Origin of the sequence: Nonomuraea sp. NPDC049637, from assembly GCF_040675235.1 — a bacterium.
Lineage (GTDB): Bacteria > Actinomycetota > Actinomycetes > Streptosporangiales > Streptosporangiaceae > Nonomuraea.
Window position 1 is genome coordinate 170751 of the sequence record NZ_JBFAOM010000017.1, and the last position, 11550, is coordinate 182300.

Genomic DNA, 11550 nt, shown 5'->3' on the forward strand with positions numbered 1-11550 from the left:
TCCTTCACTACGCCCTGCGCAGACGCGGATCGATGGCCGGCTGAACCAGGTCGACCAGCAGGTTGGCGGCCGCGAAGACGACGACGATCAAGGTGGTGACGGCCTGCACGACCGGGAAGTCCTTGACAGTGACCGAGCTGACCAGCAGTTGCCCGATCCCGGACAGGCCGAAGGCGGTCTCCACGATCGAAGTCGCGACGAGCAGCCCGGCGATCACCGTGCCGGTGACCGTGCTGATCGGGCCGAGGGAGTTGCGCAGGACGTGGCGCCGGATCACCGCGTTCTCCTGGACGCCACGCGAGCGTGCCACCTCGACGTGCTCGCGGGCCAGTTCCTCCAGCATGGACGAGCGGGTGACCCGGGCCAGCAGACCGGCGAACGTCAGGGCGAGCGCGGCCGCGGGCAGGGTCAGATGCCAGACGCGGTCGACCGGTCCCTCGCCGTTGCCGAAGGCGGGGAACCAGCCGAGCTGGACGGAGAACAGCGAGATCAGCCCGATCGCCGCGACGAAGGAGGGGGTCGCGGTGGCCACCCCGGTGCCGATGAGGACGATCCGGTCGAGCGGCCCGGGCCGCAGCGCGGCCAGGGCGCCGAGGATCAGCCCCGCGACCACGATGAGCAGCCCCGCGTAGCCGACCAGGAAGAGCGTCGTGGGCAGCCTGGCCAGGAGCAGCCCGGTCACGTCCTGCCGGAACTGCACCGACCGGCCGAAGTCCCCGGTCACCGCGCCGCCGACCCATTTGAGGTACTGCATGAGGAACGGATCGTCCAGGTGGTACTGCGCCCTGATCGCCGCGATCGCCTGCGGAGAGGCCGAACGCCCATGGGTGAGGAAGGAGGCCGGGTCTCCGGGAGCCAGGTACACGGCGGAGAACACCGCGAACGACGCCCCGACCAGCGTCGCCACCAGACCGGCGAGCCTGCGGGCCAGGAAGGCGCCCATCAGTTCGCCGACCCGAGCACTGCCGCCCACGGATAGACGAGCTGGGTGATGCCGGTGGGCGCGCCGGTGAGCCGCTTGTTGAGGAACATGCTGTGCGGCACCTCGTACAGCGGGATCCACACCATGTCCCGGACGGCGATCTCCTGGAGCTTGGCGACCACGGCGGCGCGGGCCGCGGGGTCGGCCTCGGCGCCCGCCTGGTCGACGAGCCTGTCGTACTCGGGGTCGGAGTAGCCGCCGTAGTTGGCGAAGTTGCCGGTCTGCAGGATTCCGTAGAACTCCAGCGGATCGGGGGTGGAGTCGTACCAGATGGTCATGACCAGGTCGACGCCCTGACGGGCCTTGGGGTCGGAGAACAGCGCGGAGTAGGCGTCGGGGGCCACCGCCTTCTGCTCGACCCTCAGTCCGATGGCCTGGCCCGCGGCCTGGACGGCGTTGGCGATGACGCCGATGTCGGGAGCCATCGTGCTCGTGGCGATCACGATCTTCTTGCCCGTCCCGCCGGCCTCCTTGACCAGCTTCCTGGCCCCTTCGAGGTCGGTGTTCAGCTCGGGGAGCTTGGCGTAGTACTGCTTGGCCGCCTCAGGGGCGATGCCCCACGCGCCGATCGCCGCGGGCGCCTTCGCCGGCGTGGCCACCCCGGCCACGCTGGCCTGGAGAATGCTCTTGCGGTCGAGCGCCATGGACAGCGCCTTGCGCAGCCTCAGGTCGCCGAGCGTGCCCTTGAGGTTGAGCGGGATGAGGCTGACGGCCGCGGTGTTGGGGCCGAAGTACAGCTTGCCGCTGGAGGCGCTGCCCAGGCGGGTGAAGCCGGTGGTGGGGACCAGGTAGCTGCCGTCCGCCTCGCCCGAGAGCAGGGCGTTGACGCGGGCCGCCGGGTCGGAGATGAAGACGTTGCGCACGGTCGCGGCCCTGGCCTTGAGCGCGGGGTCCCAGTAGCCGTCGAAGCGTTTCAGGTTGATCGCCTGCCCCTTCTCCCACTTGTCGAGGGAGTACGGGCCGGTGCAGTTCACGCCCTTGTCGGGGGTGCCGTACCCGGAGCCCTGCGCGGCCAGGAACGCGGCGCTCTCGATGGTCCCGGCCGAGGTGCCCATCTGCTCGTTGAACAGGTGGTCGGGCTTCTTCAGGTGGACGGTGACCTCCATGGGGCCGGTCTTCTCCACCGATTTGACGTTCTGGTAGGACGAGACCCAGTACGAACCCACCGCCGGGTCCATGTGCCGCCGCATGCTCGCCACCACGTCGTCGGCGGTGAGCGGCGATCCGTCGTGGAAGCGCACGCCCTGGCGGATCGTGTACACCCAGCGCCCGGGATCCGGGGATTCGGCCTTACTGGCCAGCCCCGGCTCCACCCGGGAGCCGGGGGTGATCCGCATGAGCTGCTCGCACACGTTGGCGAGCACGGTGTTGGGCGGGTAATCGAAGGCGTAGGCGTAGTCGAGCGACTGCGGCTCCGCGTAGAGCGCCCAGGTCACGGCGTCCACCGGGCCCTTGGCCGGCGGCAGGTCCGCCGTGACGGTGAAGGTTGCGGAGCCGGCGGCCTTCGGGGCGGCCGCGCCCCCTCCACAGGCAGTGGCCGCCAGTACGGCCAGCGCCGCGACGGCGAGTCGAGCGGTACGCATCGGACCACCTCATCCTCGTGCGGGAAAGTGCCATGAGTATTGGTGAAGGAACGTTCCTGCACAAGACATTGAAGGAACGATTCAGCAACGGTCAGCGAGGTGGCGAATCGCCTGACATCCTGCAAAGATCGGACCCATGGACGAGCCAAACCGTAAGGCCGCCGCGCGCGTGCGCCTGGTGGACGTCGCCCGCGCGGCGGGGGTGTCGAAGACCACCGTCTCGGACGCGCTCAACGGCGCGGGCCGCCTCCCCGACGCCACCCGCGAGCATGTCCGGCAGGTGGCGCGCCGGCTCGGCTACCGGCCGAACGCCACGGCGCGGCGGCTGCGCGCCGGGCGCTCACGCCTGCTCGGCCTCGCCGCCCGCGAGTTCGTCGAGCATCCGTGGTTCTACACCGAGCTCGCCTACTTCGCCCGGCTGACCGCCGCCACCACCCGCGCGGGCATGACCCACGGATACGGCGTGGTGCTGCTGCCCACCACCGGCCCCGACGACTACTGGACCGACCTGCCTCTCGACGGCGTGTTCGTGGTGGATCCGGTCGAGGGAGATCCGCTGGTCGGAGACTTTCTCGCCGCGGGGGTGGCCGTGGTCTCCGACCGCAGAGCCGTGGCGGGGACACCGTGGCCGTGGGTCGACTTCGACTACGGCGCGGCCCTGCGCGGCGTGCTCGACCACCTGGAGGAGGGAGGCGCCCGGCGGATCGCCGCGGTCGGCGCCCCGACCACGGCCTGCTACCACCGCGATTCCGTCCAGGCCTACCTCGACTGGAGTGCGGAAAGGGGCCGCGACCCGTTGCTGGCCCAGCTCGACGGCCCCGGGTTCGAGCCGGCGCTCGCCGCGGTGGAGAGCTTGCTGAGTGATCCCGAGCCGCCGGACGCGCTGGTCGTGCTCGTCGAGATCAGCCCGTCGCTGCTCCTGGACAGGATCCGCAAACTCGGCAGGTCGGTGCCCGGCGACCTGCTGTTGGTCTGCGCGACGGAGGATCCCACGGCGCCGTTCACGGATCCGCCCGTCAGCACGCTCAGCTTCCTGCCGGTCGAGACGGCCGACATCGCGGTCGGGATGCTCGTCGACCTCATCGAGGGCCGCGGTGTCGCGGGCGGCCGGCTGCTCCAGGCGAGGTTCGACGTCCGGGCCTCCTCCGATCCCCGCTCCGTGCCGGGAGTCGGGAAGTGATCACTTCCGTGGCGGGCGCAGAGTCGTCCACGCCACGGTGAGGGCGGTGCGGAAGAAGGATCGGTCTCGCCGTGCGGTCACGAGTCGCGGCTCTCGTTCCGTGGGATTCATCGGGAGGCCGGCCACCGGGACACTGTCGTCGCCGAAGATCGGGGGCCTCCGTCCAGCGGGCGGCCCGGCCGTCGCAAACCCGTCCCTGCCAGCCTGCCCCGCCCGGGACGCGCAGCGGGCTTCCCGGGAAGGCGACCCCGGTCGTCCTCGCGCTGAGTCCTTCGGCGCCTTCGAGCACCTGGATGACGGCGAGGTCGCGGTCGACGTCCAGGACGAGGCCGCGCCTGCGTTGGCCGGAGTCCGGGGTGATCGTGGCCTACTCGTCCCAGCCGTTGGCCGACCTCGACGCCCTCACCGACACGTTGTGAACCGCTTGCAGAAGAAGCCGCACCGGACGGATGCGAGGCCGCGCCCGGCAGACCACCTCCGGCACCTGGAAGCCGATCCCTGGCGGCAGCCCCGACAGGACGCGAACCACCACGACCCCACCCCTCGCACAAGCCGACGACGCTGGGTGCGGTGGCCACAGACGTCGCGTGGCATGAGCGGCTGATCGTTCCCGGCGACCCCGCACCGAGGTGACCTCGGGGTCAGGAAGCGCAGAGGCCGGCCAATCGGCGGACGTCGGCGCGGATCGACCGTCGCAACAACCACTTCAGCGCCGGCTCCAGCAACCTTTCGGAGGTCACGCGCGGGGCGACTCGCACATGGAAGGTGAAGCGGCACCGGTCCGCGCCGAGCGGCTCGACGAGCCTGCCGCCCTCGGCGTCGATCCCCGAGGTGGTGCGCCAGGCGAACGAGCGACCCGGCTCCACCTGGATCACCTCGCCGCCGTTGCGATAGGTCCGACCCGCGAACCGCATCACCTCAGCAGTGGTGGTGCCCACCTGAACGATGCCTTCGGGGCGCGGCGCCATCGTCTCGACGCCCTTGCGCCAACGTGGATCCTGGCCGTAGTCGGCGACGACCGCCCACACCAGCGCGGCCGGGCAGGCGATCTCCCCGTATTCCTGAAGCTCGATCATTCGGCGATGGTACGAGGTTGGCGAGCCACAACTGAACACGGTGAACGTTCATGATCACCGCCCCGGCAGCAGGCGCTCCCCGACCAAGCTCGACGAGCCCGGAAAGCCTAGGCTTCCCGAGCTCAGTTCTGGGGCCCGCACTCGATCTCGACGGCCGTGGTCGCGAGCAGATGATGCGTGACGGAGTCGCGCAGTGCCATGTCGATGATCTCGATCTCCGGCTGGGCCGGGTCGTGCCATCTCCGGACGGCGATGGCGAACACGGCGCCGGGGTCCGCGTTGCCGAAGTAACCCACCTTCTGGTCGATCACGCGGCGCTGGAGGAACTGTTCGTCGGCGCGACCCAGCGAGCGCCACAGGCGCAGCAACGCAGAGTCGAAGATGGAGAAATAGGAGGCGAAATACACCAGTCCGGCGCCGTTGATGTCCCGCGTGACATCCAGCGTGTACTCGAAGGTGTGCTCGGGGCCGGCCATCGCGTAACCAGGCGGGGCCGGAGCGCAGAAACTTCCGGCCCCGCGGGCCCGGCCGACCAGCGTGCGCGGCGAGTAGTCGTTCGGCAGTCGCGGCAGGCCGGCGAAGACGAAGTCGGGAGGCACGACCTGGGCGAGGCCCCGGTTGCTGGCCGGGCGGCCGCGCGTGACCCACCGGTTGAAGTTCTCCACGTACATGCAGTCCGGATGGGGCAGCTCGTACATCTCCGCCGGGTCCAGCGGGGTCGCGGCGAGGCCCAGGGCGAGGGGCGCGAGCCGGTGCAGCGTCAGCACCGACTGGCTGCCGAACTGGAACACGCGCGAGTCCACCTGGAGCTCGTCACCGAACGTGAGGCCATGCGGGTGGACGACCTTCCCCCCGCGTACCCGGTAATAGTAGAAGGACAGGTAGGCGGGGTCCCCGTCCGCCGTGCGGGCCCGGTGCACGTTGGTGCCGCACGCCGCCGCCACGGCCTCCCAGGTCCAGTCCCCGATGCGGCCGAAGACGAGCGAGCCGCCGCCGCACATCCCGGGAGAGACGACCACCTTCCGCGTCATGGAGGCGAGGTCGACCATGCGGGCCTGGTCCGTCGCGCCGTTCATCGCGGCCACGTCCGGGTGGCGGCGCACTCCTCCAGCAGGCGGGCGACGTCCCCGACCGTGGCGAGCTCCAGGAGCTCGTAGTCGCGGACCTCGATGCCGAACCTGCTGCTCAACACATCCGACAGCTCGACCGCAGCGAGGGAGTCCAGCCCCACTTCGACCAGGCTCGCAGTCGCGGTGACATCATCCGCTCGCATCTGGAAGTGGTCCACCAAGATGTCCTTGAGCGCCTCATACACGGCTTGCCCCTCTTTCGTTCGTGCTGATCGATGAGCCGGTGCCGCCGGCGGACCTGCGCAGGGTGAGCGCCACGTCGACGATGAGGTCCTCCTGGCCGGCGACCGCCTGGAGCCTGCCCAGCTCGAAGAAGACGTCGCGCGGATCGACGCCCTCGCGTTCGGAGACGTCGAGCACCCGGTTCTTGAACCCGGAGAAGACTCCGGCCAGGCCGCTGACGATGGAGATGGAGTCGATGGTGGGCGGGGCGGGCATCAGCGTCCGCCCGGCGACGTCCGCCGCGTCGAGGAGCCGGTACAGGTCTATGCCCGTACGGAACCCGAGCCGTTCCAGGACAGGCACCAGGACCTCCAGTTGCGTGTTGCCGGCGCCGGCGCCGAAGCCCCTGGCGCAGGCGTCGAGGATGTCGGCGCCCGCCTCGGCGGCGGCGATCGAGTTCGCCACGGCCATGCCGAGGTTGTTGTGGCCGTGGAACATCACCGGCACGTCCACGGCGGCCCGGATGGCCGCGACCCGCTCGGTGACGTCCGCCGGGAGGTAGTGACCCGAGGAGTCGAGGATGCCCACGCCGGTCGCGCCGAACCCGACGAGGCGCGCGCACTCCTCGGCCAGCCGCCCGGGGCTCGCCATGTGGCTCATCAGCAGGACGCCGTGCGCCTCCACGCCCGCGTCGCGCAGGTACCCCAGATGCCGCTCGGCGAGGTCCCCCTCGGTGCAGTGGGTACCGATCCGGACCAGATCGGTGCCGTGCGAGAGGGCTTTCTTGAGGTCGCGGACCGTGCCCCACCCGGGCAGCATGAAGACGCCCAGCCTGCTGGACGACAGGGCTTCCCTGACGGTCGAGAGCATCTCGTCGTCGCTCAGCCGCGCCTGGCCGACCTGGAGGGATGAGGCGCCCAGCCCGTTGCCGTGGCCCACCTCGACCACCGGCACGCCCGCGGCGTCCGCGGCCTCCGCGTACGCCCGCAACTGCTCGCGCCCGAGGTCGTGCCGCACCGCGTGGTGGCCGTCGCGCAGCGTCGGATCGTGGATCAGGATCGGTCTGCCCGCGCGCTCGTCCCTGGTGTCCGCTGTCTGGCTCATGACGTTTCCGCCCCTGCGATCGCCGGCCGGTGCGCCGCGTACAACTCGGCGACGGTGAGCGCGGCGGAGTTGATGATGTCGAGATTCCCGGCGTAGGAGGGGATGCGGTCGCCGGAGGAGGTGACCTCCACGGCGACGAAGGCCCTGCCGTCGTTCACGGTGCACGCCATGACGTCGACCCCCCTGACGAATGGGCGCATCTCGCTCACGGCCGTCGCCGCCAGCGCGCTCACCACACCGGCTTCGAGGCCCCGGCCCAGCAGGGACATGGACACCCGGAAGGTCGCCGGCGGCCGGGCCGGGCTGATATTGAGCAGCGCCTTCACGTTCTCGACCCCGGTGAAGTCGCGGATCGCGTCCTGGGTGGTCTCCACGTACTCGTCGAGGTTCAGGCGCGTCCCGCGGCCCACGCTCAAGGTGGCGGCCGTGGTGACCACCTCGATGTAGTCGATCGGGTATGCCCGCGCGATCGCGTGCAGGACCGGGATCGAGGCCTGCCCGCCGCAGGTCACCATGCTGATGTCGGCTATGTCGTGGCGGCCGGTGACATCGGCCCCGTTGACGGTCGGGACGACCAGGTGCCCCGCCTTGCTGGGCGTCAGGTCGACGAGCTTCGTGCCGAGGGGTACGAGCCGCTCCGCGTGCTCGGCGTGGGCCGCGGCGTTGGTGGCGTCGAAGACGACGTCGAACGGCTCCTCGGTGGCGAGGAGGGAGCGGACGCCGTCGGTCGCGACCGGCACGCCGAGCCGGGCGAGCTGCCGCAACCCTGGGGCGGCGACGTCCCGGCCCGCGACGAGCCGCAGGTCGAGGGCGTCGGAGCGGATGATTTTGATCGCCAGGTCGACCCCGATGAGCCCGGCGCCGAGCACCGCCACGGACAGCCGTCCGTCCGATTTCATGCCCCTCCCCCGCCGACGTGCAAGGTGATCGCGCCGAGATGGTCGAACTCCGCCGTGAACGTGTCGCCGGGGCGCAGCGGGACCGCCGCGTGCAGCGCACCGGTCATGATCAGATGCCCGGCCTCCAGCGAGACCCCCTGCTCACCGAGCACGTTCGCCAGCCAGGCCACGACCGCGACCGGATCGCCCATGGCTGCGGCGCCCGCCCCGGTCGCCACCAGCTCGCCGTCGCGGGAGAAGGCCATGCCGACCAGCCGGTAGTCCAGGTCCGGCGAGGGCGGGACCGGGTGCCCGACGACGACGGCGCCGTTCGAGGCGAGGTCGGCGATCGTGTCGGCGAGCCCGATGCGCCAGTCCTCGATCCGCGAGTCGACGATCTCCAGCCCGGCGCGGACCTCACCGATCGCAGCGCGTGCCCGCTCGACGGTCACTCCCGGTCCGGCCAGCGGCTTCGCCAGCCGGAAGACGATCTCGGCTTCCACCTTGGGCGCGATGAACGCCTCGCACGACACGGTCGCGCCGTCGGCCAGAACCGTGGAGGACAGCACCGGCCCGTAGTCCGGGGTGTCGACCCCGAACATGCTGCGCATCGGGGCGGAGGTGAGGCCCGCCTTGTACCCGATGACGGCGTCGCCGTCCGCGAGGAGGAGCGCGACCAGCTCTCGCTGGACGGCGTACCCGTCGTCCATGCCGAGCTCCGGGTCCGTGTCGGTGAACGGCGGGATCGGCACCCGGCTCTTCCTGGCCTCGTAGAGTGCCCTGGCCCGGCGTACGGTGTCCTCGTGATCACGTAACGGCATCGCGGTCACCCGGCGGCCACGAACAGGCGGCTGCCGGGCATCCGCAGCGGCGTGCAGGACACGTCGGTGAACCCCGCCCGCCGGAACCCGGCGCGCCACTCGGCCTCGGGCGGCAGCAGCACCTGCATCGAGCCGGCGTGCAGGTAGGTGAACAGGGCGCTGAAGGCGCGGTCCCGCGGGGTGTCCGCGTAAGGGACGGCGTCGGTCACGACCAGGCACCCGCCGTCGGCGATGGAGTCGCGGCAGGCGCGCAGGATGCCGTCGAACACCTCCTGGTCCCCCACCACGTCGTGCATCACGAAGCCCGCGTGCACCACGTCCGCGCCACGGATCGGGCCCGGGTCCTCCACGAGCGACTCGATGGAGCGGTTCGCCACCGTGAGCCGGTCGTGCACGCCCGCCCGCCGGGCGGACCGCTCGGCCTCCTCGCACGCCGCCGGGCTGATGTCCAGCGCCAGGCCGGTGCTGCTCGGCAGCGTGGTCAGTAGGTGGATCAGCAGCCTGCCCGCGCCCGCGCCGAGGTCGACGACGCGCTGCGGCTTGCGGCCGGCGATCTCCGCGACGATGCCCGGGTAGAAGCCGTAGGAGCCGATCCAGCGCGAGGAGATGGCGACCCGCCGGCCGTCGCGCCGGTACTGCCCGGCGGCCGCCTCCGGCCCGCTCAGGAACTCCACCGCATGATCGATGTACGGGCGGTTCGCGTTGAGCGCCCACGAGAGGTAACCCGCCTCGTAGCGGCGATCGGCCAGATCGGCGCACGGTATGAAGCTGCGCGCGTCCGCGCCCTGCTCCACGAGCCCGGCGGCGAGCAGGGCGCGCAGGAAGGAGCGGGCGCCGGCCTCAGGGACCCCGGCGGCCGCCACGACCTCGTCGAGCGTGAACGGCGCCGCCCGGTCCAGGAGCGTGGAGATCCCCAGTTCCTCGGCCATTTCCAGCAGGGCGGCGTTCGCGGCGAGGTCCGCCGCGATCTCCTTGGCATCGTTGCTGTTCATTCGTCCCCTTCGGATCAACTCTTGACGGTCCCCTCTTTGAGGCGCCGCACCATGCGGTGGGCGGCCTCAAGAGGGCTCTCGTCGCGCTCCACCTCGCTGAACCCGTACTTGCCGTTCATCGCGGCGGCCCGCTCGTTCCACTCCGCGTCGCCGGCGAACGGGATCGTCTCGCCCTCCTGCCACAGGGGGTAGGGACGGTAGTTGTTGATCTCGGGGATCGGAGCACCGCGGACCAGGAGGGGATCCAGGTAGAGCCCCTCGTTGGAGATACGGGTGGTCGCCGCCATGTATCCCACGTCGAGGCCGCACCGCCGCATCGCGGACGTGTTCTGCTTGGAGTGGTGCAGCAGGTGCGGGTGATGGATCGACACGTCGCCCGGCTGGAGCTCGATGGCCACTTCGCCGGCCTTGTCCAGCCACTCCTGGACCAGGTCCTCCTCGCAGGTGGAGAAGAGCATGTTCGGGATGTCCGAGCGGGGGACGGGCTCGTGCATGGCAGCGCGATGGCTTCCGGGGATCACGCGCAGGCACCCGTTCTCGGTCGTCGACGCGTCCACCGCGACCCAGACCGTCAGGGCCTCCATCGGGTCGAGCTTCCAGTAGGCGCCGTCCTGATGCCACAGGACGGGCCGGCCGTCGTACGGCGGCTTGCAGACGTAATGGCCGGTGAAACAGGCGATGTCCGGGCCGAGGAACAGCTCGGCGATGTCGACGAGCCGTTCGTCCGCGACCATGCGGACCCAGAAGGCGTCGTTCCGCATCAGCGGGTGGTGGTATTCCTCGGGCCGTAGATCCGGATACTTCTGCCCCAGCCATGCTGTGTGGGCGCCGGCTTCCCGGACGAGTTCGGAGTCGATCACGCCACGGAGAATCGCGAAGCCGTTCTCGTCGTATTCCTCTCTCAACTTGACCGGATCGATGTCTGTCATCTCTAGCCTCCTTCGGCTCAGCGAGTTCCGCTCTCACGCAACCTGGCCGCGATCGCCGCGATGGTCTGGTGTTCGAACATGTCGACGAGGGTGACGGGCAAGCCCTGGTCGTTGGCGACGCCGACGACCTCGGCGGCCAGCAGGGAGTGTCCGCCGAGGTCGAAGAAGTTGTCTTCCACGCCCACCTCGTCCAGGCCCAGGACCGCAGCCCAGATCGACGCCAGCACCTCCTCCACCTCGGAGCGCGGCCGGACCGGCGCGCTGCCCAGCTCCGGCCGCCCCGATCCCGGCTCCGGCAGGGCCCGCCAGTCCACCTTGCCGTTGGCCGTCAGCGGCACCTCGTCCACCACCACGAACGCCGAGGGCACCATGTACTCCGGCAACCGCGCACGCAAGGCGGCGCGGACCATGCTCACCGTCTCCGCCGCGGGCGAGTCGCTGACGAGGTAGGCAAGCAGCCCCTTGGTTCCCGCCTCCTCGGCCCGGGCGACCACCACCGCCTGCCGAATCCCCGCAACCGACGCGATCACCGCCTGGATCTCACCGGGTTCGACACGGAACCCGCGGATCTTCACCTGGCCGTCGACCCGGCCGATGAACTCCAGATCACCGCTCGACCGCTGCCGTACCAGGTCACCGGTGCGGTAGAGACGCGCCCCGGCCCGGAAAGGGTGCGGCACGAACGCCGCCGCGGTCAGACCCGGCCGCCCCAG

General features: G+C 70.7%; 12 protein-coding genes. 1 reads left to right on the forward strand and 11 read right to left on the reverse strand.

The features are described 5' to 3' along the window. Window positions 1-7: 7 nt before the first annotated feature. Both AB0J71_RS24365 and AB0J71_RS24370 read right to left on the reverse strand, forming a co-directional pair. Entirely contained in the window at window positions 8-973 is a 966-nt protein-coding gene (locus AB0J71_RS24365; RefSeq protein ID WP_364416163.1) for an ABC transporter permease, read from the reverse strand. Continuing rightward, the gene (locus AB0J71_RS24370; RefSeq protein ID WP_364416165.1) at window positions 943-2565 is read right to left on the reverse strand and encodes an ABC transporter substrate-binding protein; all 1623 of its coding nucleotides are present in this window, start codon (window positions 2563-2565) and stop codon (window positions 943-945) included. The genes AB0J71_RS24365 and AB0J71_RS24370 overlap by 31 nt, the downstream gene beginning before the upstream one ends. Before the next feature lie 136 nt (window positions 2566-2701). Between AB0J71_RS24370 and AB0J71_RS24375 the strand changes: the two genes are divergently transcribed. Continuing rightward, window positions 2702-3745: a LacI family DNA-binding transcriptional regulator gene (locus AB0J71_RS24375; protein ID WP_364416167.1), complete on the forward strand. Its 1044-nt coding sequence runs from the start codon at window positions 2702-2704 to the stop codon at window positions 3743-3745. A 641-nt stretch (window positions 3746-4386) separates the two neighbouring features. On the opposite strand, the gene AB0J71_RS24380 is transcribed toward AB0J71_RS24375, so the two are convergent. From AB0J71_RS24380 to AB0J71_RS24420, 9 genes are all read right to left on the reverse strand, one after another. Then, the gene (locus AB0J71_RS24380) at window positions 4387-4821 is read right to left on the reverse strand and encodes an SRPBCC family protein (protein WP_352328146.1); all 435 of its coding nucleotides are present in this window, start codon (window positions 4819-4821) and stop codon (window positions 4387-4389) included. Window positions 4822-4943: 122 nt separating this feature from the next. Beyond that, the gene (locus AB0J71_RS24385) at window positions 4944-5897 is read right to left on the reverse strand and encodes an LnmK family bifunctional acyltransferase/decarboxylase (protein ID WP_364416169.1); all 954 of its coding nucleotides are present in this window, start codon (window positions 5895-5897) and stop codon (window positions 4944-4946) included. Further along, the gene (locus AB0J71_RS24390; protein WP_352328148.1) at window positions 5894-6136 is read right to left on the reverse strand and encodes an acyl carrier protein; all 243 of its coding nucleotides are present in this window, start codon (window positions 6134-6136) and stop codon (window positions 5894-5896) included. The genes AB0J71_RS24385 and AB0J71_RS24390 overlap by 4 nt, the downstream gene beginning before the upstream one ends. After that, window positions 6129-7217, reverse strand: coding sequence for a 4-hydroxy-2-oxovalerate aldolase (gene dmpG / locus AB0J71_RS24395; RefSeq protein ID WP_352328149.1), 1089 nt, complete (start codon window positions 7215-7217; stop codon window positions 6129-6131). Before dmpG ends, AB0J71_RS24390 begins: the two co-directional genes overlap by 8 nt. After that, window positions 7214-8116 carry a hypothetical protein gene (locus AB0J71_RS24400; RefSeq protein WP_364416171.1) on the reverse strand — a complete coding sequence of 301 codons (903 nt, stop codon included), beginning with the start codon at window positions 8114-8116 and terminating at the stop codon, window positions 7214-7216. Before AB0J71_RS24400 ends, dmpG begins: the two co-directional genes overlap by 4 nt. Beyond that, window positions 8113-8916, reverse strand: coding sequence for a fumarylacetoacetate hydrolase family protein (locus AB0J71_RS24405; protein WP_364416173.1), 804 nt, complete (start codon window positions 8914-8916; stop codon window positions 8113-8115). The genes AB0J71_RS24400 and AB0J71_RS24405 overlap by 4 nt, the downstream gene beginning before the upstream one ends. A gap of 5 nt (window positions 8917-8921) precedes the next feature. Continuing rightward, window positions 8922-9908, reverse strand: coding sequence for a class I SAM-dependent methyltransferase (locus AB0J71_RS24410; protein ID WP_352328152.1), 987 nt, complete (start codon window positions 9906-9908; stop codon window positions 8922-8924). 14 nt (window positions 9909-9922) lie between these two features. Further along, window positions 9923-10837, reverse strand: a complete 915-nt coding sequence (locus AB0J71_RS24415; RefSeq protein ID WP_364416175.1) for a phytanoyl-CoA dioxygenase family protein — start codon at window positions 10835-10837, stop codon at window positions 9923-9925. A gap of 17 nt (window positions 10838-10854) precedes the next feature. Beyond that, on the reverse strand, window positions 10855-11550 hold a 696-nt coding region (locus AB0J71_RS24420), incomplete at its 5' end, for a phosphopantetheine-binding protein (protein ID WP_364416177.1).

Excerpts from the sequence above, each read along its gene's own strand:
- AB0J71_RS24370 (WP_364416165.1), bottom strand. The coding sequence starts at position 2,565 with ATGCGTACCGCTCGACTCGCCGTCGCGGCGCTGGCCGTACTGGCGGCC.
- AB0J71_RS24375 (WP_364416167.1), top strand. The coding sequence starts at position 2,702 with ATGGACGAGCCAAACCGTAAGGCCGCCGCGCGCGTGCGCCTGGTGGAC.
- AB0J71_RS24380 (WP_352328146.1), bottom strand. The coding sequence starts at position 4,821 with ATGATCGAGCTTCAGGAATACGGGGAGATCGCCTGCCCGGCCGCGCTG.
- AB0J71_RS24385 (WP_364416169.1), bottom strand. The coding sequence starts at position 5,897 with ATGAACGGCGCGACGGACCAGGCCCGCATGGTCGACCTCGCCTCCATG.
- dmpG (WP_352328149.1), bottom strand. The coding sequence starts at position 7,217 with ATGAGCCAGACAGCGGACACCAGGGACGAGCGCGCGGGCAGACCGATC.
- AB0J71_RS24400 (WP_364416171.1), bottom strand. The coding sequence starts at position 8,116 with ATGAAATCGGACGGACGGCTGTCCGTGGCGGTGCTCGGCGCCGGGCTC.
- AB0J71_RS24405 (WP_364416173.1), bottom strand. The coding sequence starts at position 8,916 with ATGCCGTTACGTGATCACGAGGACACCGTACGCCGGGCCAGGGCACTC.
- AB0J71_RS24410 (WP_352328152.1), bottom strand. The coding sequence starts at position 9,908 with ATGAACAGCAACGATGCCAAGGAGATCGCGGCGGACCTCGCCGCGAAC.
- AB0J71_RS24415 (WP_364416175.1), bottom strand. The coding sequence starts at position 10,837 with ATGACAGACATCGATCCGGTCAAGTTGAGAGAGGAATACGACGAGAAC.